16 protein-coding genes are annotated in these 22,401 nt (G+C 71.7%); 9 read left to right on the top strand and 7 right to left on the bottom strand.

Annotation, left to right across the window (positions count from 1 at the left end; all coding sequences use genetic code 11):
• Window positions 1-2 precede the first annotated feature (2 nt).
• The 5 genes from IH48_RS0107710 (at window position 3) to IH48_RS0107735 (ending at window position 5,324) form a co-directional block, all read left to right on the top strand.
• Window positions 3-1,361, top strand: a complete 1,359-nt coding sequence (locus IH48_RS0107710) for a sulfate adenylyltransferase subunit 1 (protein WP_030900907.1) — start codon at window positions 3-5, stop codon at window positions 1,359-1,361.
• 275 nt (window positions 1,362-1,636) lie between these two features.
• On the top strand, window positions 1,637-2,749 hold the full coding sequence (locus IH48_RS0107720) for an aliphatic sulfonate ABC transporter substrate-binding protein (protein WP_030900910.1): 1,113 nt from the start codon (window positions 1,637-1,639) through the stop codon (window positions 2,747-2,749).
• A gap of 60 nt (window positions 2,750-2,809) precedes the next feature.
• Window positions 2,810-3,598: an ABC transporter ATP-binding protein gene (locus IH48_RS0107725; protein WP_030900912.1), complete on the top strand. Its 789-nt coding sequence runs from the start codon at window positions 2,810-2,812 to the stop codon at window positions 3,596-3,598.
• Complete coding sequence (locus tag IH48_RS0107730) at window positions 3,585-4,523, top strand: ABC transporter permease (RefSeq protein ID WP_030900913.1); 939 nt, start codon at window positions 3,585-3,587, stop codon at window positions 4,521-4,523. Before IH48_RS0107725 ends, IH48_RS0107730 begins: the two co-directional genes overlap by 14 nt.
• Before the next feature lie 18 nt (window positions 4,524-4,541).
• Window positions 4,542-5,324 carry a sirohydrochlorin chelatase gene (locus IH48_RS0107735; protein WP_030900915.1) on the top strand — a complete coding sequence of 261 codons (783 nt, stop codon included), beginning with the start codon at window positions 4,542-4,544 and terminating at the stop codon, window positions 5,322-5,324.
• A 26-nt stretch (window positions 5,325-5,350) separates the two neighbouring features.
• On the opposite strand, the gene IH48_RS0107740 is transcribed toward IH48_RS0107735, so the two are convergent.
• The 7 genes from IH48_RS0107740 to IH48_RS0107770 all read right to left on the bottom strand — a co-directional run bounded on the left by IH48_RS0107740 (window position 5,351) and on the right by IH48_RS0107770 (window position 15,276).
• A complete protein-coding gene (locus tag IH48_RS0107740; RefSeq protein ID WP_030900917.1) occupies window positions 5,351-5,995 on the bottom strand; it encodes a DsbA family protein in 645 nt (214 codons plus the stop codon).
• Between the two features lie 42 nt (window positions 5,996-6,037).
• Entirely contained in the window at window positions 6,038-7,057 is a 1,020-nt protein-coding gene (locus IH48_RS0107745; RefSeq protein WP_030900920.1) for a ketopantoate reductase family protein, read from the bottom strand.
• 323 nt (window positions 7,058-7,380) lie between these two features.
• Window positions 7,381-10,752, bottom strand: coding sequence for a lectin (locus IH48_RS0107750; RefSeq protein ID WP_051839338.1), 3,372 nt, complete (start codon window positions 10,750-10,752; stop codon window positions 7,381-7,383).
• A gap of 320 nt (window positions 10,753-11,072) precedes the next feature.
• Window positions 11,073-11,597, bottom strand: coding sequence for a universal stress protein (locus IH48_RS0107755; protein WP_037841331.1), 525 nt, complete (start codon window positions 11,595-11,597; stop codon window positions 11,073-11,075).
• A gap of 19 nt (window positions 11,598-11,616) precedes the next feature.
• Window positions 11,617-12,111, bottom strand: coding sequence for a GNAT family N-acetyltransferase (locus IH48_RS0107760; RefSeq protein ID WP_030900927.1), 495 nt, complete (start codon window positions 12,109-12,111; stop codon window positions 11,617-11,619).
• Window positions 12,112-12,147: 36 nt separating this feature from the next.
• Complete coding sequence (locus IH48_RS0107765; protein WP_030900932.1) at window positions 12,148-13,869, bottom strand: IlvD/Edd family dehydratase; 1,722 nt, start codon at window positions 13,867-13,869, stop codon at window positions 12,148-12,150.
• 138 nt (window positions 13,870-14,007) lie between these two features.
• Complete coding sequence (locus IH48_RS0107770; RefSeq protein WP_030900935.1) at window positions 14,008-15,276, bottom strand: PP2C family protein-serine/threonine phosphatase; 1,269 nt, start codon at window positions 15,274-15,276, stop codon at window positions 14,008-14,010.
• A gap of 231 nt (window positions 15,277-15,507) precedes the next feature.
• Here IH48_RS0107770 and IH48_RS0107775 point away from each other — a divergent pair, with 231 nt between their 5' ends.
• Genes IH48_RS0107775 through narI form a run of 4 tightly spaced genes read left to right on the top strand, consistent with a single transcriptional unit; the run spans window position 15,508 to window position 22,254 of the window.
• Window positions 15,508-19,212 (top strand): nitrate reductase subunit alpha, encoded by a 3,705-nt coding sequence (locus tag IH48_RS0107775; RefSeq protein WP_051839392.1) that lies wholly within the window; start codon window positions 15,508-15,510, stop codon window positions 19,210-19,212.
• Window positions 19,212-20,843 (top strand): nitrate reductase subunit beta, encoded by a 1,632-nt coding sequence (gene narH, locus IH48_RS0107780; protein WP_030900941.1) that lies wholly within the window; start codon window positions 19,212-19,214, stop codon window positions 20,841-20,843. The genes IH48_RS0107775 and narH overlap by 1 nt, the downstream gene beginning before the upstream one ends.
• Window positions 20,840-21,514: a nitrate reductase molybdenum cofactor assembly chaperone gene (gene narJ, locus IH48_RS0107785; protein ID WP_234434168.1), complete on the top strand. Its 675-nt coding sequence runs from the start codon at window positions 20,840-20,842 to the stop codon at window positions 21,512-21,514. Before narH ends, narJ begins: the two co-directional genes overlap by 4 nt.
• Entirely contained in the window at window positions 21,511-22,254 is a 744-nt protein-coding gene (gene narI, locus IH48_RS0107790; RefSeq protein WP_030900944.1) for a respiratory nitrate reductase subunit gamma, read from the top strand. The genes narJ and narI overlap by 4 nt, the downstream gene beginning before the upstream one ends.
• Window positions 22,255-22,401 lie beyond the last annotated feature (147 nt).

Consider the following 22,401-nt stretch of genomic DNA (forward strand, 5'->3'; position numbering starts at 1 on the left):
CCATGACGACCGCAACCGAGCAGTTCGCCGAGCAGCTCTCGGCCACGACGCTGCTGCGTTTCGCCACCGCGGGCTCCGTCGACGACGGCAAGTCCACGCTGGTGGGCCGGCTGCTGCACGACTCGAAGTCCGTGCTGAGCGACCAGCTGGAGGCCGTGGAGCACGCGTCGCGCACCCGCGGCAAGGACGCCCCCGACCTCGCGCTGCTCACCGACGGCCTGCGGGCCGAACGCGAGCAGGGCATCACCATCGACGTGGCGTACCGCTACTTCGCCACCGCGCGGCGCCGGTTCATCCTCGCCGACACGCCGGGCCACGTGCAGTACACCCGCAACATGGTGACGGGCGCCTCCACGGCGGAGCTCGCCGTCGTCCTCGTGGACGCGCGCAACGGCGTGGTGGAGCAGACGCGCAGGCACGCGGCGGTCGCCGCGCTGCTGCGTGTGCCGCACGTCGTCCTCGCCGTGAACAAGATGGACCTGGTCGACTACGCGGAGCCGGTGTTCGCGGGAATCGCCACGGAGTTCACCTCGTACGCCGAGTCGCTCGGCGTGCCCGAGGTGACGGCGATCCCGATCTCCGCGCTCGTCGGCGACAACGTGGTGGAGCCCTCCGCGCACATGGACTGGTACGGCGGGCCGACCGTGCTCGAGCACCTGGAGACCGTCCCCGTCAGCCACGATCTGGCGGACTGCCCGGCACGCCTGCCCGTGCAGTACGTGATCAGACCGCAGTCGGCCGAGCACCCCGACTACCGCGGGTACGCGGGCCAGATCGCCTCCGGCGTGCTGCGCGTGGGCGACGCCGTGACGGTGCTGCCTTCAGGACGCACGTCGAGCGTCGAGGCCATCGACGCGCTCGGCCAGGGCGTCTCCGTGGCGTGGGCCCCGCAGTCGGTCACGGTCCGCCTCACCGACGACATCGACGTGTCGCGCGGCGACCTGATCGCGCCGACCGCGTCGGCGCCCGAGGTCACGCAGGACGTGGAGGCCACGGTGTGCCACGTCGCCGACCGGCCCCTGACGGTCGGTCAGCGTGTGCTGCTCAAGCACACCACGCGCACCGTGAAGGCGATCGTCAAGGACATCCCGTCGCGGCTGACGCTCGCCGACCTCTCCCAGCACCCGGAGCCCGGCGAGCTGGTCGCCAACGACATCGGCCGTGTCGTGGTGCGCACCGCGGAGCCGCTGGCACTCGACGCGTACGCCGACTCGCGCCGTACGGGCTCGTTCCTGCTGATCGACCCGGCCGACGGCACCACGCTGACAGCCGGCATGGCGGGCACCGCGTTCGCGCAGAACGCGCAGCACGCGGCGGACGCGGCAGCCGGCGCGCCGGACGACGAGGGCTGGGACTTCTGATGGCCGGCGGGACGCGGGGGGCCTCCACCGCCGTGGACGTCTACGGGACCTTCGCCAAGGAGGGCGGCCGGGTGGGCAGCGGCGCCCTCGGCGCGGGGACCGGCGGCGTGTCGCGATGCCCGCGGTGACGTACGCGCACCGCTCACGCGCCCTCGCCTCCCGCCCGTCCCGCACCCCATCCGCCCACGTTCCGGCCGCGCCTCCGTGACCACGGGGGACGCGTGTCCCGGGCCACCGAGAGGACAAGCCTCCCGATGTCGTCTTCCGCTACCCCCATGCCCCGTTCCTCCGTGCGCAGGCGCCGCCTCGCGCTGGCCGCCGTCCTGCCGCTGATCGCGCTGCTCGCCACCTCGTGCGGCTACGGCTCCAAGGCAGGCAAGGGCGCGAGTGGCTCGGCGTCGCCCGTTGCCGGTGCGAAGAAGCTGTCGGCCGACGAGGTCAGGATCGGCTACTTCCCGAATCTGACCCACGCCACGGCCCTGGTCGGCGTCGAGCGGGGCATCTTCCAGAAGGACCTCGGCGGCACGAAGCTCAAGGGCACCACGTTCAACGCGGGGCCCTCCGAGACCGAGGCGCTCAACGCGAACAGCATCGACATCGGGTTCATCGGCCCCTCCCCCGCCATCAACGGCTATACCCAGTCGGGCGGCAAGAGCCTGCGGATCATCGGCGGCTCCGCGTCGGGTGGGGTGAAACTGGTCGTCAACCCGAAGAAGATCACGTCGCAGAGCGACCTCAAGGGCAAGAAGATCGCCACGCCGCAGCTCGGCAACACCCAGGACGTCGCATTCCTCAACTGGCTCAAGGGGAAGGGCTGGAAGGTCGCCCCGCAGTCCGGCAAGGGTGACGTGTCGGTGGTGCGCGAGGCCAACAGCGTGACGGTCAACGCCTTCAGGAGCGGCGCGATCGACGGGGCGTGGGTGCCGGAACCGACGGCGTCCGAGCTGCTGGCGGCGGGCGGCAAGACGCTGATCGACGAGTCGAGCCTGTGGCCGGGCAAGAAGTTCGTGATCACCAACATCGTGGTGTCCCAGTCGTTCCTCAAGGCCCACCCCGACGTGGTGGAGGCGGTGCTGAAGGGCTCCGTGGACACCAACAAGTGGATCAACGCGAACCCGGCGGAGGCCAAGGCCTCGGCGAACGAGGCGCTGAAGTCGCTGACCGGCAAGGCGCTGCCCGCGAAGGTGATCGACTCCGCCTGGCCCTCGATCAGGATCACCGACGACCCACTGGCCGCCACCCTCAGGGCCGAGGCCGACCACGCGGTCACGGCGGGACTGCTGAAGAAGCCCGATCTCAAGGGAATCTACGACCTCGACCCGCTGAACAAGGTGCTGAAGTCCGAGGGACGCCCGGCCGTGTCGGACGCCGGCCTGGGCGCCCACTGACCGCGCACGCCGCGCGTCCCGCATCCCGTACTCCACGACCGCTCCCAGGAGGTGACGACCATGGCGTCCCCGCTCGCCAAGGCCGCCGACGAGACCCCGGCGGCGGACCATGCCGCCCGGATCGACCACGTGTCCAAGTCCTTCGCCGGCCCGGCCGGCCGGCAACTCGTACTCGACGACATCACGCTCGATGTCGCCCCCGGCGAGTTCGTCACCCTGCTGGGGGCATCGGGCTGCGGCAAGTCGACGCTGCTCGGGCTCGTCGCGGGGCTCGACGAGCCCACGGCCGGCTCGATCTCCACCGGCGGCAGGCCCGCCCTGATGTTCCAGGAGCACGCGCTCTTCCCCTGGCTGACCGCGGGCAAGAACATCGAACTGGCACTGCGGCTGCGCGGCGTGCCGCGCCCCGAGCGGCGCGGCGAGGCCGAGCGGCTGCTGGAGCTCGTGCGTCTCGGCGGGGCCCACGGCAAGCGGGTGCACGAGCTGTCCGGCGGCATGCGCCAGCGCGTCGCGCTGGCCAGGGCGCTGGCGCAGGACAGCAGGCTGCTGCTGATGGACGAGCCGTTCGCCGCGCTCGACGCCATCACCCGCGACGTGCTGCACGACGAGCTGACGCGGATCTGGCGCGAGACGGACGTCTCGATCCTGTTCGTCACGCACAACGTGCGCGAGGCGGTGCGGCTCGCGGAGCGAGTCGTGCTGCTGTCCTCGCGCCCCGGCCGGGTCGCGCACGAGTGGCAAGTCGGCATCCCGCAGCCGCGCCGCATCGAGGACCACGACGTCGCCGCGCTGTCCGTCGAGATCACCGAACAACTCCGTGGGGAGATCCGCCGCCATGGCCAGCACTGACACGACAGGGACCAAGGCCGCCGCGCAGGACGGCCGGGGCGGCGCGGCGGGGCGGGCCGGAGGGGCCGGCCTCGATGTGGCCGGGCTCGAAGCAGGGCTCGACGCGCTGGAGACGACCGGCCCCGCACGGGTGCCGCTGCGGTCCACGCTGGTCAGCAAGGTGCTGCCGCCGGTGACCGCGGTCGTGCTCGTCCTCGTGGTGTGGGAAGTGCTGGTGCTCTGCCACGTCGCGCCCGCCTACAAGCTGCCGTCGCCCGGCGACGTGTGGGGCGAGGTGAGCGACGCGTGGTACCAGGGCACCCTGTTCGGCTACATCTGGACGAGCGTCTCGCGCGGCCTGCTCGGCTTCCTGCTCGCGCTGGTGATCGGCACGCCGCTCGGCCTCGTCGTGGCGAGGGTCAGGCCGGTACGGGCGGCGATCGGGCCGATCCTCTCGGGACTCCAGTCGCTGCCTTCGGTGGCGTGGGTGCCGCCTGCGGTGATCTGGCTCGGGCTCAACGACCGGATGATGTTCGCGGTGATCCTGCTGGGAGCGGTGCCGTCCATCGCGAACGGCCTGGTCTCCGGCGTCGACCAGGTGCCGCCGCTGTTCCTGCGCGCGGGGCGCACCCTCGGCGCGACGGGCCTGCGGGGCACCTGGCACATCCTGCTGCCGGCCGCGCTGCCCGGCTATCTGGCCGGCCTCAAGCAGGGCTGGGCGTTCTCCTGGCGGTCCCTGATGGCGGCGGAGATCATCGCGTCCTCGCCCGACCTCGGCATCGGCCTCGGCCAGCTGCTGGAGAACGGGCGCACCAACAGCTCCATGTCGATGGTGTTCCTGGCGATCTTCCTGATCCTGATCGTCGGGATCGCGGTCGACCTGCTGTTCTTCAGTCCGCTTGAGCGGTGGGTGCTGCGCAGTCGCGGCCTCGCCGCGAGGAGGTGAGGGGAAGTGGTCACGGCCATGCGCCACGCGCCGCCCCCCGTCCTGCTCGTCGTCGCCCACGGCAGCCGGGACCCGCGCCACGCGGCCACCGTACGCGCCCTCGCTCGGCGGGTGCGGTCGCTGCGGCCCGGGTTGCGCGTGGAGACGGGGTTCCTCGACTTCGACGCGCCCTCGGTGCCACGAGTGCTCGACCGGCTGGCCGCCCAGGCGCACGCGTGCGGCGCGCCCGTCGAGGTGGTGGCGCAGCCGCTGCTGCTGACGCGGGCCTTCCACGCGAAGTCCGACATCCCGGCCGTGCTGGGCGAGGCGTCCGCGCGCCATCCGCTCCTGCGGATCCGGCAGGCCGGGGTACTCGGCCCCTCGCCGCTGCTGCTGCGTGCGCTGGAGCGGCGTCTCGCCCGGGCGGGGCTGTCCCTGGCAGACCGCGCGTCGACCGGGGTCGTCCTCGCGTCGGCGGGCTCCACCGACCCGGAGGCGAGCGCGGTGATCGCTGATACCGCGCGGGAGTGGCGGCACACCGGCTGGTGCGCCGTGCGGCCCGCGTTCGCCTCCGCTCGCCTGCCGCGTACCGAGGACGCGGTGCGTGAGCTGCGCGCCGCGGGGGTGCGGCGCATCGCCGTCGCCCCGTACGTGATCGCCCCCGGCAGGCTGCCCGACCGCATCGCCGCCGGGGCGCGCGAGGCGGGCGCGGACGTACTCGCGGACGTACTCGGCCCCGCTCCCGAGGTGGCCGGGGTGCTGCTGGAGCGCTACGACACGGCGGCCGCCGCCCGCCTGCCCGGGCGGGCCGCGGCGGCCTGACGGTTCGGGCCCGGGACGGCCCCGGCCTACGGCCTCAGCGAGCCCGTCCTGGTCCGCTTCAGTTCGAAGAAGTCGGGGTGGCGTGCGAGGACGCGCACGCTGTCGAACAGCTCGCCGGCCGCCTCGCCGCGCGGCGCCTCGTTGAGCACGGGCCCGAACCACACCGCGCCGTCCAGGTGGATCGTCGGCGTCCCCACGTACGCGTCGGCGGCCGGGTCCTTGCCCGCGTCGTGGCTGCGGCGCAGCGCGTCGTCGTAGGACGGGTCGTGCGCGGCTGCGGCGAGGGACGCGGGCAGGCCGCACTCGGCGAGCGACTGGGCGACGACCGCGTCGAAGTCCTCGTTCTTCTCGCGGTGGATGCGGGTGCCGAGCGCCGTGTAGAGGCCGGCCAGCACGTCGTCGCCGTGCGCCTCGGCCGCGGCGACGGCGACGCGTACGGGCCCGAGCGAGCGGTCGACCAGGTCGCGGTACCAGTCGGGCAGGTCGTTGCCGAGGTTGTGCAGGTAGAGGCTCATCACGTGGAAGCGCAGGTCCACCGGGCGCACCTGCTGGACCTCCAGCATCCACCGTGAGGTGATCCAGGCGAACGGGCAGGCGGGGTCGAACCAGAAGTCGGCGGTGACGCGGCCCGTGGCGGACGGGGCCGGCGAGGCGGATCCTGAGGTCGTCATGCTGCCGAGCCTAACCACCCGGTGCCCCACATCGGCGGGACATTACGCGGCAGGTTCAGTGGGCCAATCGCCGCCGTCGACGCGTGCACGCAGGCGGTGCCCCGGCAGCGAGCCGGGCGGGCGGCGCCGCGCCGCGAAGGCGCCGGCGAGGCGCTGCAGGGTCTCGTTGACGGGCGTGGCCACCCCGTGCAGGCGCCCGAGCAGGACGATCTCTCCGTTGAGGTAGTCCGCCTCGATCGTGCCCGTGCCCCGGTTCAGGGACTGCCAGGAGGAGCCGCCGCCGCGCCGTGAGCCCATGTCCGGGTCGACGTGGATGAGGGCGCGCGCCTCGTCCTGCTCCTGCTGCGTGGCGCAGTCGACCTTGGCGGCGGCGAACACCGCCCAGCCCTCGGCGAGCGCACGCTGGAAGACCGCTCTGGCGTCCTCGTCCGCCGGGGAGCCCGTGAGTGCCTCGACCGCGTTGCCGAGGTTCGACAGCAGCTTGGCGTACTTCCAGCGCATCGCGTCGGGCACGACGGGTGCGAGCAGCCGGGCCTTCTCCAGGTCGGCGCCGACGGCCGACGCGGTGTCGTCCACGCCCGAGGGGTAGCGGCCCAGGTGCAGGATGCCGCTGTACGGGGTGGACGGCGCGATGACGGTGCCGGGCTCGACGTACGTGGCGGGCAGCCAGACGCACATGGCGTAGACGCGCCGGAAGCGGCGCAGCGCGAGGCGCTCGCTCTCCACGCCGTTCTGCGCGCACACCAGCGGCAGCCGCTCGCCCGCCGTTCCCCCGCCCTCGACGGGCCGCCCCGCCCAGGCGTCGAGGGCGGCGACGCTGTCCTGGCTCTTCACGGCGAGTACGAGGACATCGTCCGGGCGCAACTCGACGGCCTCCGGGCCGTCAGCGACCGGGATCCTGTGCAGCCGCGTCCCCTCGGGCGAGGTGAACGAGAGGCCGCGGTCCCGAAGCACATCGTGGTGGGCGCCGCGCGCGACGAGGACGACGTCCGCGCCGGACTCCGCGAGCCTGGCGCCGATGCTGCCGCCGACCGCACCCGCCCCGATGATGATGTACCGCATGCCGGCCCCTTTCCTGAGTGCCGCCGGTTGTGCGCGGGCCAGGGACCGCGACGCGGCCCCGGTGCGATCATCCTGCCAGTGCGGTGGGGGTGTCGACGAGGCGCCGCCCCGCCACACGGCGGAGGGCCCCCGCGAGTCACGTCCTCGCGGGGGCCCTCCGTATGTCACCCGTACACGTGTGCTGAGAAGACGATCACAAGCGCTGCGCCCGGGCCCCTCCAGCTTATTGCACATCATGCGCAGATGCATGTTCCCGGCAGAGAGTGGTGGTGCGTGGCGGCTCCGTGGTGCCCGCCGTCGCCGGCGGGCACCACGTCACCTCGTCACTTGCCGAAGCCGAAGGCGAACACGTGCGCCCCGGAGTTCGGCAGGGTGACCGAGGCCACCTGCTTCGACGGGTCGAGCGGCACCTTCGTGGAGAAGACGTACGCCTTCACGTTGTCACGGCCGCCACTGCTCGTGTTGCGGTAGTTCGTCGTCACCGCCTCGGTGTCGCCCGGGACCGGCTTGGAGCCGCCGGCACCGAGGGTCCAGTCCGAGAAGGTGACCGGCGCGTTCGCGGTCGTGCCGTCCGTGTAGGTCACGGTCAGCGTGCCGGTGACGCCGCTGCCGTCGGTCGGCGCGTTGGTCGCGGAGCCCAGCAGCCCGAGCGAGGAGCCGGTGCTGCCCTTGACCATGGGGATGGTCTGGCCGGCCATCTCGATGTTGTCGGGCCGCCCCGACTTCACCTCGGGCCAGGTGTAGTCGATCCCGTCCGAGCTGACCTTCGCACCCGAGGCGACACCGGCCGCCTGCAACGCGTTCTGCGAGTACGCCCAGCCACCGCCGTCGAAGCCGCCGTTGTAGGTGGCACCGTCCGGGTAGACGCCCTCGTTGGTGGAGTACGGCCACAGCTCGCCCGGCTGGGCGACGGCCACACGCAGCGCCGCCGTGCCGACGGACGCGCCGCTCGCGTGGTCCTTGAGCGCGAACGTCACGGTGTAACTGCCCTCGCCGGTGGGCGCGGTGACCTCGATGCCGGCCTTCGCGCTGCCCGAAGCGGGCACCGTGAGCGAGCCGGACGACGCCGAGAGCGTCACCCCCGCCGGCGCCGTGGCACTCCAGTCGACGGTGGTCGCCTTGGAGCCGAGGTTGGTCACGTTCAGCGTGGAGTCGCCCTTGGCGCCGGGCGCCAGGATCAGGCCGCTGCCGGGACCGGTCGCGGCGAGCACCTTGCCGCCGCCGGTGGTGTCCGACGGGGGGACCGAGTTCGCCGACGACGCCCAGGACTTGTTGGGCGTCGTGCCGAGCGCCCAGTCCATCGTGCGGGCCTTCTTGACCTGGTCGAAGGTGACCCAGGACTTCTTCCACTCCTTGCCCCGCACGTCAAGGGACTGCACGTACGGCGCCTTGGGCGCGGCCTTCGGGGCGTTGATCGTGAGCTTCTTGCCGTGCGCGAAGCTCACCTTCGCGACCGGGAAGGCCGGGCTGCCGAGAGCCAGCGTGTTCGTGCCCGGGGTCTCCGGGTACATGCCGAGCTCCGACCAGACGTACCAGGAGCTCATCGCGCCGAGGTCGTCGTTGCCGAACGAGCCGACCGGCGCGTTGAAGTACAGCTTCTGCTGGGCGTCGCGGACGGCGGCCTGCGTCTTCCAGGGCTGCGCCAGGTAGTCGTACTCCCAGGGGATCTCGACGCTGGGCTCGTTGCTCAGGTTGGCGTCCGTGCTGGTCGGGTTGGCGATGTTGTCGAGCAGGCTGTCCAGGTAGGACGAGTAGGCCTTCTTGCCGCCGCGCGCCTGGATCAGCTGCTTGAGGTTGAACGGCACCATCGGCGTGTACTGGGCCGAGCTGCCCTCGACGAACCCGTTGGACGTGCCGGGGGTGAAGCCGGCGGCGAACTGGCCGTCCTTGTTCCTGCCCTGCATGTAGCCGGTCTGCGGGTTGAAGACGTTCATCCAGTCCTGGGCGCGGGTGGCGAACTTCTTGTAGACGGCCTTCTTGCCCAGGGACTTGGCGAACGACGCGAGCGCGTAGTCGGCGCTGTCGTACTCCAGTTGCGTGGAGACAGGGCCGTAGAAGTTGCAGCAGCCGTAGTCGTTCTCGTCGAGCGGCAGGTAGCCCTTGGCGTCCCTGACGGACTCGCCGGGGCGGTCCTGGTTGGGCACGGTGGCCTCGTGCTCCAGCGCGGCGAGCGCGTGCTTCGTGTCGAAGCCGCGGGCGCCGAAGGCGTACGCGTCGGCGATGATGCCGGCGGCCGGGTCACCGACCATGACATAGCTCTCGCCGTTGTTGGACGCCCACTTGGGCAGCAGGCCCGTCTGGTCGTAGCCGTTGAGCATGGAGGTCACGATGTCGCTGGTGACCTTGGGCTCGACCGCCGCCATGAGCTGCGTCTGGGAGCGGTAGGTGTCCCAGCCCGAGTAGTTGGCGTACTGGGCCTTCTGGCCCTTGGCCAGCTTGTGGACCTGGTTGTCCATGCCCATGTACTGGCCGTTGTCGTCGGAGAAGACGTTCGGGTGCAGCAGGGCGTGGTACAGCGCGGTGTAGAACTGCGTCTGCTGGTCCTTGCTGCCGCCGCCGACCGCGATCTTGCCGAGGACGCCGTTCCACGCGTCGTGGTTGGCCTGCCGCATCGCGTCGAAGTGCCAGCCCTTGACCTCCTTGGAGAGGTTGGACCCGGCGTTCGCGTCACTCGTGTACGAGATGCCGACCGCGGCCTGCACGGTCGGGTTCGCCGACGTGTCGAACGTCAGGTACATCCCGTTGGCGCCGGTGGTCGGCGGCTGAGCCGCCTTGGCGCTCTTCGCCGTCGCCGCGGAGCTGCCGCTCCTGGCGCCCTGGGCCGCGGTGTGCAGGCTCGGGGAGGGCGACGCGGGGACGGTGAAGTGCTTCTCGCGCTGCGCCGCCTCCGGGTGCTTCTGGGCCGGCTGCTGCGTGCGTCCCTGCTTGAGCGTGGTGGCGTTCTTGTTGATCGTCGAGCCGACCCACGTACCGCTCTGGGTGAACGGGTGGTCGAACTTGATGTCGAAGTGCAGCGTGTAGCGGTTGCCGGCCCCGCAGAAGTGCCCGCTGTCGATCGAGCCGCTGATCTCCTTCTTGTTCACCACCCGCACGCGCGTGCCGTCGACCTGCGTGGCGCCGCCGCTCAGCTTGAGCAGCAGGTTGGCCTGCTTGCCCGAGGGGAACGTGAACCGGCCGAGGCCGGCCCTGGTGGTGTCGGTCAGCTCGGTCTTGACGCCGGAGGCGTCGGTGACGCCGTAGTAGCCGGTCGACGCCTGCTCGTCGTCATGGCTGAACTGCGCCGACGTGTTCGCGAGGTTGCCGGACAGAGCACCCGTGGTGGGCAGGATGGGCAGGTCGCCCGCGACGCCGCAACCGGGGCCCGAGACGTGCGTCAGGCTGAAGCCGGAGATCTTGTTGTCGTTGTACTCGTAACCGCCGCCCGCGGGGCGGTCAGGCGTGGTGTCGGGACCCCACTGCATCATGCCGAACGGCATGTCGGGACCGGGGAAGGTGTCCACCGCGCCCGAGGTGCCGATCATCGGATTGACCAGGGACGCCGGGTCTTTCACCAGCGAGGGCGTGGCCGCCGACGCGGTGGAGGTCAGCGCCTGGAGGGGAAGGACGGCGAGGCCGAGGACGCAGGCCAGGGCGAGTCGTCTGCGATGTCTCGGGGCGTGCGGCGAGTCGGAAGATGAGGGGCTGCTGTTGACCATCGAATTGCCTCCGCAGCGGGTCGTGCTACGCACAGGACGTGAGGGGCGGCAACGTTGTCAGCGATCGAGTCGTTGACAACGTTGCCACTCCACACGAGTGATGAGTGAAACGCGGATGGTGATTGTGTGTCAACGGCATCAACACGAGTTTCTCGACTCACCTCGCGCCAGTCCCGCGCTCACCGCACGCTCAGCGCCCACTTCAGGCGGACGCACGGGTTCCGCCTTCACGAGTCGTCATATCGACACATCGCCGGCTGGGTTGCGGGCAGCGCGTGCGCGAGGCATGCGGGGCCCGCGCGGTGCGGGCCCGTCCGCGATCAGGGGTGGTGCGGGGGATGGTGCGGCGGGTGGTGCGGCGGATGCGGGGGTTCCGGAGGGAGCGTCGCGAGGGAAGGGGCGGGTTCCGGCCACACGAGGAGGACCTGGCACGGCGCGTGGTCCACGACGAAGCGGCTCGCCGGGCCGAGGCTGTGCGGGCCGAGCCGTGAGCGGTCCCCGTCGCGCGCGAGGACGAGCAGGTCCGCGTCACGCGCGGCGGCCACCACTTCGCGTTCGACGCGGCCGGTGCGCGCCAGCTTCGTGCAGGGAAGGCCGAGGCGGTCGGCGGCGTCGTCCAGCAACTCGGCGGACGACTCCGCCTCCAGGTCCTCCACCAGCCTGCCGGGGTCGTGCCCGGGGCGGCCCCTGCCGAGGAGGCCGGCGAACGCACCGTGCGCGACGCCGTGCACCTCCTCGTCGCCGACGTGCAGCAGGGTGATGGACGCGTCCCGTGGCGCGTGCGTGCGGACGGCGTCGACGCAGGAGGGCCACGTGCCCTCGACGATCCAGGCGATCATGTTCACGGTCACGCCCACCAACCTGTCACACGGCGGGCCTGTCGAGCGCGTACGCCGTCACCGGGGCTCCGCCCAGTTCGTCCTCACGGCGCGGGGTGAACCCGAGCCGCCGCGCGACCCGTACGGAGGCGTCGTTGCCGTGCCGGATCAGCGCGGTGAAACGGTCCTCGTCAAGCGTTCTCCAGCCCCACTCGAGGCAGCCGCGCGCCGCCTCCGTCGCATAGCCGTTGCCCCACACGCCGGCCCGCAGCGCCCAGCCGAGCTCGACCTCGTCGAACTGCTCCCAGTACTGCAGGCCGCTGCGCCCGATGAACTCGCCTGTGGCCTTCAACTCGACCGCGCACAGGCCGTGTCCGCGCTCGGACCACTGCCGCTCGATGCGCGCGAGCCGGTCCTCGGCCGCTTCCCGCGTGTAGGTGCCGAGGAAGCGGTTCACGCGCGGGTCCTCGTGCAGGGCGACGAACGCGTCGGTGTCCGCGAGTGTCAGCGGCCTGAGCAGCAGCCGTTCCGTCTCGATCATCGTCCGATGGTACGAGGTGCCCGGCCCGGCGGCTGGTCAGTGGGACTCGCGGCCGACCACGGGGCCCGTGGCGCCCAGCAGGAAGTCGAGATCGGCGCCCGTATCGGCCTGGGTGACGTGGTCGACGTAGAGCCTCTCCCAGCCCCGCGTGGGCGACGCGTAGCCTTCCGTGGTGGCCGACTCCGGCGTCCTGGAGGCCAGTTCGGCGTCCGGGACGTCCAGCCTGAGGGAGCGGGCCGCCACGTCGAGCTCGATCATGTCCCCGGTCCGCACGAGTGCGAGCGGGCCGCCCGCGGCGGCCTCCGGAGCGACGTGCAGGACGACCGTCCCGTACGCGGTGCCGCTCATCCGCCCGTCGCACACGCGCACCATGTCGCGCACGCCGCTCTCCAGCAGTTTCTTCGGCAGCGGCATGTTCGAGACCTCGGGCATCCCGGGGTAGCCCTTCGGCCCGCAGCCGCGCAGGACGAGGACCGAGTCGGCGTCGACGTCGAGGTCCGGGGCGTCGATCCTGGCGTGGAAGTCCTCGATGCTGTCGAAGACGACCGCGCGGCCTCGGTGGCGCAGCAGGTGCGGTGACGCGGCGGCCGGCTTGATGATCGCGCCGTCGGGCGCCAGGTTGCCGCGCAGCACCGCGATGCCCGCGGCATCCCGCAGGGGCGCCGCTCGGCCCCTGATGACCTCGGGGTCCCAGATCCGGGCATCGTCCAGGTACTCCACGAGCGGCCTGCCCGTCACGGTGAGCGCCTCGGGGTCGAGCAGGTCGCGCACTTCCCTGAGGACGGCGAGCAGGCCGCCCGCGCGGTGCAGGTCGTCCATCAGGAACCGGCCGGCGGGCTGGAGGTCGACAAGCAGCGGCACGCGGGAGCCGATGCGGTCGAAGTCGTCCAGCGTCAGCTCTGTGCCCAGGCGGCCCGCGATGGCCAGCAGGTGCACGACCGCGTTGGTGGAGCCGCCGATGGCGGCGAGCGCGACGATCGCGTTGTGGAACGAGCCGCGCGTGAGCAGCGTGCTGGGCGTGCGCTCCTCGCGTACGAGGTCCACCGCGAGCCTGCCGGTGGCGTGTGCGGACTCCAGCAGGCGGCTGTCGGGCGCGGGCGTACCGGCGGTGCCGGGCACGACCGTGCCGAGCGCCTCGGCGAGCAGCCCCATCGTGGACGCGGTGCCCATGGTGTTGCAGTGGCCCTTGCTGCGGATCATCGCGGACTCGGAGCGTATGAAGTCGTCGCGACCGAGCGTGCCGCCCCGCACCTCCTCGCTCAGCCGCCACACGTCGGTGCCGCAGCCGAGCGCCTTGCCGCGGAACGTGCCGGTGAGCATCGGGCCGCCGGGCACGACCACGGCGGGCAGGTCGACGGACGCGGCGGCCATCAGCAGGGAGGGAATGGTCTTGTCGCACCCGCCGAGCAGGACGACGCCGTCGACGGGGTTGCCGCGCAGCATCTCCTCCGTGGCCATCGCCGCCATGTTCCGCCAGAGCATGGCGGTGGGCCGCAGCAGCGTCTCGCCGAGGGAGACGACGGGCAGGTCGAGGGGGATGCCGCCCGCCTCGTGGACACCGTCCCTGACGGAGGAGGCGACCTCTTTGAGGTGCGCGTTGCAGGGTGTGAGGTCGGACGCGGTGTTGGCGATGGCGATGTGCGGGCGCCGTCCGGAGAAGGCGTCGGACGGCAGCCCCCGGCGCATCCAGGCGCGGTGGATGTAGCCGTCGCGATCGTCGCCGCCGTACCACTGCGCGCTGCGGAGTCGCGGCGTCATGTTCTTCTCGGCCTCCGGGGCGGGGACGTGGGACGAGCCGGGCAGGGTCAGCGACTGTACGCGCCGGGTGCCGGGCGGGGGAAGGTCCGCGACCTCACCCGGAAAGGCCTCGCACGCCTCCCGCCCGACGCTCGCCTCTCACCGCTGCGGGCCGCCGGGAGCGCGCAGTGCGAGCAGGGCCACGTCATCGTCGAACACCTGCCGGTTCCGGCTGATCAGGGCGTCGCACATCTCGTCGAGCGGGGCTGCGGCCAGGCGGGCCGCCTGTTCGGCCAGGTCGCCGAGGCCGATGTCGATGTCCTGGCCGCGGCGCTCGACGAGCCCGTCGGTGAACAGCACGAGGGTGCTGCCGGGACTGAGGGGATGCTCATGGGTGAAGCGGGGGACGGACGCGTCGATGCCCACCGGGATCCCGTGCCGGGCGGGCGCCAGGTAGGCGGTGCTGCCGTCCGCTTCGACCAGCAGCGGTGGCGGGTGCCCGGCGTTGCTCCACGTGAAGGTGTACTGCCCCTCCTCACCGCGGCGCCCGATGCGGCCGAGTACCAGGGTGGCCGTGGGCGGGTCGTCGAACATCGTCAGGGCGTGGTCCAGCCGTGCCATGACCAGTCCGGGCGGCCCGGCCCGGTCGTAGGCGAGCGCGCGGAGCATGTTGCGGATCTGGCCCATCGTGGGGGCGGCCTCGACGTCATGGCCCGTCACGTCCCCCACCACCACGTACATGCCGCCGTCCGGCAGGATCACGGCGTCGTACCAGTCCCCGCCCAGCCTGGGCATCTCGGAGGCGGGCTCGTAGCGGGCCGCGGCCGCGAACGGCGACAGGTCGGGAAGTACGGGCAGCATTCGGCGCTGGAAGTGCTCGGCTGCCTGCCTGAGGTGCCCGTACAGGCGGGCGTTCTCGAGGCTGATGCCCGCGGCGCTGGCCAGCGCCGTCAGCAGGTCCTCGTCGTCCTCGTCGAAGGCCGTGCCGTCCGCCTTGTCGGCGACGTAGAGATCCCCGTAGACCGTGCCGCGTACCACGAGCGGAACGCCCAGCAGGGCGCGCATGAGGGGGTGTCCGGGCGGGAAACCCGCGGCATGCGGGTGCGTGGCCACATCGGCCACCCGCAAGGACTGCCGCTCGTCCACCATGGTGTGCAGCAGGCCGTGCCCCTGGGGCAGCCCCATGGCGGCGCACAGGTGCGGGTCGTCGATGCCCACGGTGATCAGGTCGAGCACCTCACCGCTCTCCGAGAGCACGCCCAATGCCCCGTAGCGCGCGCCCACGAGACCGGTGGCCGCTTCCACGATGCGGTGCAGCACCGTGCGGGTGTCCATGTCGGCGCTGACCGTCCCGACCGCGTCCAGCAGCCGCCGCAGCCCGTGCCTGTCCAGAGCGCGCCGCGGCGGCTCCCACGGATCGTGTGCCATGGCGCTCCTCCCGTCGCGTGCCGTCCGCCACCACTTTTGTCACATTATGCCCTCAGGGGACTGACGGAGTGTCGGTCCGATCCGTTGCGGCCGCGTGCGGCGCATAGTGGTCACCACTCCATGGCGCCGGACGGGATACCGGGGCGCGCACAGCACGAGCAGGCGACCGCGGCATCCGAGGAGGCAACGCACGTGACCCAGGACCGCGTGGGTGAGGCGGCTGAGCGGCTGATGCGCTCGGCTCAGTACTTCTTCCCCGGCGAGCAGTCGCCCGACCGGCGGACGCTGCATCGCGAGGGCGGCCGGGCGGCGGAGGAGTTCTACCACGAACGATGGCGGCACGACCGCGAGGTGCGCTCCACCCACGGGGTCAACTGCACCGGCTCGTGCTCGTGGAAGGTGTACGTCAAGGACGGCATCATCACCTGGGAGACCCAGGCCACCGACTATCCCTCGGTGGGCCCCGACTCCCCGGAGTACGAGCCACGCGGCTGCCCGCGCGGCGCCTCCTTCTCCTGGTACACCTACTCGCCCACCCGCATCCGCTACCCCTATGTACGCGGGCCCCTGCTCGAACTGTGGCGGCGGGCGAAGGAGCGGCACGCCGACCCGGTCGAGGCGTGGGCATGGCTGACCGCCGACCCCGAGCGGACCTCGACGTACAAGCGCGCCCGCGGCAAGGGCGGCTTCGTGCGCTCCACGTGGGCCGAGGTGACCGAGCTGATCGCGGCCGCGCAGGTGGACACCGTGAAGCGGTACGGTCCCGACCGCATCGTCGGGTTCTCGCCGATCCCCGCGATGTCGATGACCTCCTACGCGGCCGGCACCCGGTTCCTGTCGATGATCGGCGGCACGATCTCCTCCTTCTACGACTGGTACGCCGACCTGCCGATGGCCTCCCCGCAGGTCTTCGGCGACCAGACGGACGTACCGGAGTCGGGCGACTGGTGGAACGCCGGCTACCTGATCGTCTGGGGGACCAACCTGCCGATCACCCGCACGCCCGACGCGCACTTCATGACCGAGGCCCGCTACCGCGGCCAGAAGGTCGTCGTGGTCTCCCCCGACTACAGCGACCACACGAAGTTCGCGGACGACTGGCTCGCCGCCGCCCCCGGTACGGACGGGGCGCTGGCGATGGCGATGGGCCACGTGATCCTCACCGAGTTCTACCGGGACCGGCAGGTGCCGTACTTCACCGAGTACGCCAAGACCTACACGGACCTGCCGTTCCTGGTGACACTGCGGGAGCGTGACGGGGCGTACGTCCCGGACAAGTTCCTCACCGCCGCCGACCTGCCCGCCGCCGACCTGCCCGATGCCGGCATGCCGGGCGGTGACGGGGCGGGCGGTGAAGAGGCGGCGGAGTTCAAGACCGTACTGCTGGACGCGCACACCGGCCGGCCTGTCGTCCCCAACGGGTCGCTGGGCTTCCGCTGGGCCGGCGGCAAGGACGGGCCGGACGGCCCTGAGCCCCGCTGGAACCTGCGTCTTGACGGCGTCGACCCCCTCCTGACCCTGTACGGGCGCCCGGACGGCGAGCCGGTGGCCGTGGACCTGCCGCGCTTCGACGCGGGTCCAGGGGAGTCCGGCGGGGTGCTGCGCCGCGGGGTGCCGGCGGCGCGGATCGGCGCTCACCTGGTGACCACCGTGTTCGACCTCGTCCTGGCCCAGTACGCGGTGGGGCGCGAAGGCCTTCCGGGCGATTGGCCCACAGGACACGACGACGCAGCGGTGCCCTGCACCCCGGCCTGGCAGGAGACCGTCACCGGGGTGCCGGCCAAGGCAGCGGCCCGGGTGGCGCGGGAGTTCGCCCGCAACGCGGAGCGCACGAACGGCCGGTCGATGATCGCGATGGGAGCGGGCACCAACCACTGGTTCCACTCCGACCAGATCTACCGCGCCTTCCTGTCACTGGTGATGCTGACCGGCAGCCAGGGTGTCAACGGGGGCGGCTGGGCGCACTACGTGGGCCAGGAGAAGGTACGGCCGCTGACCGGCTGGTCCCACCTCGCCTTCGGCCTCGACTGGCAGCGGCCCACCCGGCACATGGTGGGCACCCCGCTGTTCTGGCTCGCCACCGACCAGTGGCGCTACGAGGCGTTCCCCGCCGACGTGCTGACCAGCCCGCTCGGGCGGGGCGCACTCGCCGGCCGCACGCTGCCGGACTGCAACGCGCTGGCCGCACGCCTGGGGTGGATGCCCTCGCACCCCACGTTCGACCGCAACCCGCTGGACCTGTGCGACGAGGCCGCGGCGGCGGGCAAGGATGTCCAGGACCACATCGTCGACGAGCTGAAGGCGGGACGGCTCCGATTCGCGGCGGAGGACCCCGACGACCCGGTCAACTTCCCCCGTGTCCTGCTCGTCTGGCGCGCGAACCTGTTCGCGTCGTCCATGAAGGGCCACGAGTACATGCTGCGGCACCTGCTCGGTACCGACGACGCGGTCACCGCCGGACAAACGCCACCGCATCTGCGCCCCGAGGAGGTCACCTGGCGCGAGCCGGCGCCGGTGGGCAAGCTCGACCTGTCGGTGGCGGTCGACTTCCGGATGACCAGTACCTGCCTGTTCTCCGACATCGTGCTGCCCGCGGCGACCTGGTACGAGAAATTCGACCTGTCGTCCACCGACATGCACCCCTTCGTCCACGCCTTCAACCCGGCCATCGCCCCTCCCTGGCAGGCCCGCACCGACTTCGACGCCTTCCACACCATCGCCGGCGAGTTCTCCCGGCTCGCCGCCGGCCATCTCGGCGTGCGCCGGGATGTCGTCGCCGCGCCGCTGGCCCACGACACACCGGACGAGATGGCGCAGCCGCACGGCCGGGTACGGGACTGGAAGGCGGGCGAGTGCGAGCCGGTGCCCGGCCGCACGATGCCGAAACTGATCGTGGTGGAACGGGACTACGCGGCGGTCGCCGAGAAGATGGCCGCCGTGGGGCCGCTGCTCGACACGCTCGGCACCTCGACCAAGGGCCTGACCTGGAAGCCCGGCGAGGAGATCGGCTACCTGCGCTCCCGCAACGGCACGGTGCGCGGCGGCATCGCCGACGGGCGGCCCTCCATCGCCAGGGACGACCAGTTCTGCGAGGCGATCCTGGCGCTGTCCGGGACCACCAACGGCCGGCTCGCCGTCGAGTCGCTGCGCGCCCTGGAGGAGCGCACCGGCGTCGAGCTGGCCGACCTGGCCGAGGAGCGCTCCGGTGACCGGATCACCTTCCAGGACACCCGCACCCAGCCGCGTGCCGTGATCACGTCGGCGGAGTGGTCCGGCACCGAGTCCGGCGGCCGCCGCTACTCGCCGTTCACGGTCAACGTGGAACGGCTCAAACCCTGGCACACCCTCACCGGCCGCCAGCACTTCTTCCTCGATCACGACTGGATGGCCGAGTTCGGCGAGCAACTTCCGGTCTACCGGCCGCCGTTGAATGTGCTCGGCCACTTCGGTGACCCGAGCAGGTCCCCCGACGGCCGACCCGAGATCGTGGTGCGCTACCTGACTCCGCACTCGAAGTGGTCCATCCACTCCGAGTACCAGGAGAACCTGCACATGCTCACCTTGTTCCGCGGCGGGCCGGTGATCTGGATGAGCCCGCTGGACGCGGAGAAGATCGGCGTGGCGGACAACGAGTGGATCGAGGCCTACAACCGCAACGGCGTGGTCGCGTGCAGGGCCGTGGTCACGCACCGCATGCCCGAGGGCACGGTGTACATGTACCACACGATGGACCGTCACCTGAACGTGCCCAGGACGGAGACCTCGGGCCTGCACGGCGGTGGCGACAACTCCCTCACCCGTCTGCTGATCAAGCCCACCCATCTCATCGGCGGCTACGCCCAGTTCTCCTACGGCTTCAACTACATCGGTCCCACAGGCAACCAGCGCGACGAGGTCACCGTCATCCGGCGGCGGGCCCAGGAAGTGGAGTTCTGATGCGCGTGATGGCCCAGGTGGCGATGGTCATGAACCTCGACAAGTGCATCGGCTGCCACACGTGCTCGGTCACCTGCAAGCAGACGTGGACCAACCGCACGGGCACCGAGTACGTCTGGTTCAACAACGTCGAGACCAAACCGGGCGCCGGATATCCGCGCCGCTACGAGGACCAGGAGCAGTGGAAGGGCGGCTGGAAACTCGACCGGCACGGGAAGCTGCAGCTGAAGGCCGGCGGCCGGGTGCGCAAGCTGCTCACCCTCTTCTACAACCCCGATCTGCCCACACTGGACGACTACTACGAGCCGTGGACGTACGACTACGAGAGCCTCACCACGGCTCCGCTGTCCGATTCCTTCACGAGCGCCCGCCCCAAGTCGCAGCTCACCGGGCGGGACACGACCCCCGTACGCGGCCCGAACTGGGACGACGACCTGGCCGGAGCAGGCGAGCACGCCACCGTCGACCCGGATCTGAAGGGCATGTCGGAGAAGGTCCGGATGGAGTTCGAGCAGGCGTTCATGTTCTACCTGCCGCGCATCTGCGAGCACTGCCTCAACCCGTCCTGCGTGGCGTCCTGCCCCTCGGGCGCGATGTACAAGCGGGAGGAGGACGGCATCGTCCTCGTCGACCAGGACCGCTGCCGAGGCTGGCGGATGTGCGTCAGCGGCTGCCCGTACAAGAAGGTCTACTTCAACCACCGCACCGGCAAGGCCGAGAAGTGCACCTTCTGCTACCCGCGCATCGAAGCGGGGCAGCCCACCATCTGCTCCGAGACCTGCGTCGGCAGGCTGCGCCACCTCGGTGTGATGCTCTACGACGCCGACGCCGTCCTCGAAGCGGCCTCCGTCAAGGACGACAAGGACCTCTACGAGGCCCAGCTGTCGGTCTTCCTCGACCCGCACGACCCCGAGGTGCAGGCCGCCGCCGAACGCGACGGAATCGCCCACGACTGGATCCAGGCAGCCCAGCGCTCCCCGGTCCGCGCACTGATCACCGAACACCGGGTGGCGCTGCCGCTGCATCCGGAGTACCGCACGATGCCGATGGTCTGGTACGTGCCGCCGCTGTCCCCGGTGGCCGACGCCGTGCACGCCACCGGCTACCACGACGACGATCCGGACCGGATCTTCGCCGCCATCGAATCCCTGCGCATTCCGATGGAGTACCTGGCCAACCTCTTCACCGCCGGCGACACCGCCGTCGTCGAGGGCGTGCTGCGCCGGCTGGCCGCCATGCGCGGCCACATGCGCGGCCGCCAACTCGGCGACCCGGTCGACCACGAGATGCTGGCCGCGGCCGGCACGAGCGCGGAGGCCATCGAGGATCTCTACCGGCTGCTCGCCATCGCCAAGTACGACGATCGCTACGTCATCCCCAAGGCGCACGCGGAGGGCGACGGCACGCTGATGGCGCAGCACTGCTCGCTCGACCACCCGGGCGGCGGCGCGGACCAGGGGGGCCACTACCAGGACGAGCTCGGCGCCGCACCCGCCGAGCTGCCCGGGCTTTCCGCGCCGCACGGCGGAAGCCACTTCCGCGACGGCGACGGCCAGGTCCGCTTCAACCTCATCGGCTGGGACGGCAGTGGCCGGGCGCCCGGCCTGTTCGGCGAGGAGGGGGCCCGGTGATCCGCATCCGTCCCGCCCTGCGGACGACGGACGACACTCCGCTGCTGCACCGCATCGCCTCCGTCCTGCTGCGCTATCCCGACGAGGCGGTACTGGCCATGCTCGACGAGATCGCTGCCGCGCTCCCGTCACTCGCGGCCGCCGACCGGGACCGCCTGGCCACCGTCACCGGCCGGCTGCGGGCCCTGAGCCCTACCGAGGCGGCCCAGGCGTACGTCGAGACCTTCGACCACACCCGTCGCCGCAGTCTGCACCTGACCTACTACCGGCACGGGGACACACGCGCCCGCGGCATGGGGCTGCTTGCCCTCAAGCACGTCTACCGGCAGGCCGGCCACGAGCCGCCGGACGCCGAACTGCCGGACTTCCTGCCACTGGTACTGGAGTTCGCCTCGCTGGCGCCGGGGCCCGGCCGCAGAGTCCTGTTGCAGTGCCAGTCCGGCCTTGAACTGCTGCGCGAGGCGCTGCACGACCGCGGCGACCTCTACGCCCCCGTGCTCGACACCGTCTGCGGCCGGCTGCCGCGGCCGCGCGGCCGCGACCTGGACGCGCTGCGCCGGCTCGCGGCCGAGGGCCCGCCCCGCGAACAGGTCGGGCTCGAGCCCTTCGCCCCGCCCGAGTACCTGAGCGGCACCCCCGTCACTTCGTCGAGCGGAGACGGCATCCGATGAGCTCCTGGAACCTGTGGTGGTGGGTCATCCTGCCCTACCTCGCCCTCGCCACCTTCGTCGTCGGCCACATCTGGCGCTGGCAGTACGACCAGTTCGGCTGGACCAGCCGCTCCACCCAGCTGCAGGAGCGCCGCCTGCTGAAATGGGGCGCTCCGCTCTTCCACTACGGCACCTTCGCCGCCATCGCGGGCCACGTACTGGGAATCCTCGTTCCCGAGTCGTTCACCCACTGGCTGGGCATCCCCGAGGAGACCTACCGCTGGTTCTCCTCCGTCGGCGGCGCCGTGGCCGCGTTCGCCGTCATCTTCGGCGTGGCGATCCTCGCCTTCCGCCGCACCACCGTGCCCCGGGTCCGCGCCACCACCAGCCCCGTCGACTGGCTCGCCCTGCTCCTCCTGGCCGTCGTCATCGTCCTCGGCGTCATCCCCACCCTGGGCATCAACCTGTTCGGTGCGGGCTACGACTACCGGCTGAGCGTGTCCCTGTGGTTCCGCGGCCTCTTCGCCGGCAACCCCGACGTGCACGCCATCTCCCACGCACCGCTCATCTACCAGATCCACGCCACCGCCGCCTGGGCCATCCTCGCCGTATGGCCCTTCACCCGGCTCGTGCACGCGTGGAGCGTGCCCCTGTGGTATCTGTGGCGGCCGTTCGTGCTCTACCGCAGCCGCGTGCCGGCCCGCCCCGCCGAGCCCGGCACCAGCGGCCGCCGCTGGCGCCGGATCGGCGCGCGCTACTGACCGGTCCGCGCAGCACGCCCGGGCTCGCACCGCGCGCCGTGCCCGTGCGGCGTCTTGCAGGGCGGACGCGGGCGTCGGGCGGACGCGGCGTGCCGGTACGATCGGGCATGGCGGCGAGGGCCCACTGCCCCGCCGACCTGCCGTGAC

The sequence above is a fragment of the Streptomyces sp. NRRL F-5126 genome, assembly GCF_000721265.1.
In the GTDB taxonomy this organism is placed as follows: Bacteria; Actinomycetota; Actinomycetes; order Streptomycetales; family Streptomycetaceae; genus Streptomyces.

Excerpts from the sequence above, each read along its gene's own strand:
- IH48_RS0107725 (WP_030900912.1), top strand. The coding sequence starts at position 2,810 with ATGGCGTCCCCGCTCGCCAAGGCCGCCGACGAGACCCCGGCGGCGGAC.
- IH48_RS0107765 (WP_030900932.1), bottom strand. The coding sequence starts at position 13,869 with ATGACGCCGCGACTCCGCAGCGCGCAGTGGTACGGCGGCGACGATCGC.
- narI (WP_030900944.1), top strand. The coding sequence starts at position 21,511 with ATGAGCTCCTGGAACCTGTGGTGGTGGGTCATCCTGCCCTACCTCGCC.
- IH48_RS0107720 (WP_030900910.1), top strand. The coding sequence starts at position 1,637 with ATGCCCCGTTCCTCCGTGCGCAGGCGCCGCCTCGCGCTGGCCGCCGTC.
- IH48_RS0107710 (WP_030900907.1), top strand. The coding sequence starts at position 3 with ATGACGACCGCAACCGAGCAGTTCGCCGAGCAGCTCTCGGCCACGACG.
- IH48_RS0107735 (WP_030900915.1), top strand. The coding sequence starts at position 4,542 with ATGCGCCACGCGCCGCCCCCCGTCCTGCTCGTCGTCGCCCACGGCAGC.
- IH48_RS0107760 (WP_030900927.1), bottom strand. The coding sequence starts at position 12,111 with ATGATCGAGACGGAACGGCTGCTGCTCAGGCCGCTGACACTCGCGGAC.
- IH48_RS0107730 (WP_030900913.1), top strand. The coding sequence starts at position 3,585 with ATGGCCAGCACTGACACGACAGGGACCAAGGCCGCCGCGCAGGACGGC.
- IH48_RS0107775 (WP_051839392.1), top strand. The coding sequence starts at position 15,508 with ATGCGCTCGGCTCAGTACTTCTTCCCCGGCGAGCAGTCGCCCGACCGG.
- IH48_RS0107750 (WP_051839338.1), bottom strand. The coding sequence starts at position 10,752 with ATGGTCAACAGCAGCCCCTCATCTTCCGACTCGCCGCACGCCCCGAGA.
- IH48_RS0107740 (WP_030900917.1), bottom strand. The coding sequence starts at position 5,995 with ATGACGACCTCAGGATCCGCCTCGCCGGCCCCGTCCGCCACGGGCCGC.
- IH48_RS0107770 (WP_030900935.1), bottom strand. The coding sequence starts at position 15,276 with ATGGCACACGATCCGTGGGAGCCGCCGCGGCGCGCTCTGGACAGGCAC.
- IH48_RS0107745 (WP_030900920.1), bottom strand. The coding sequence starts at position 7,057 with ATGCGGTACATCATCATCGGGGCGGGTGCGGTCGGCGGCAGCATCGGC.
- narH (WP_030900941.1), top strand. The coding sequence starts at position 19,212 with ATGCGCGTGATGGCCCAGGTGGCGATGGTCATGAACCTCGACAAGTGC.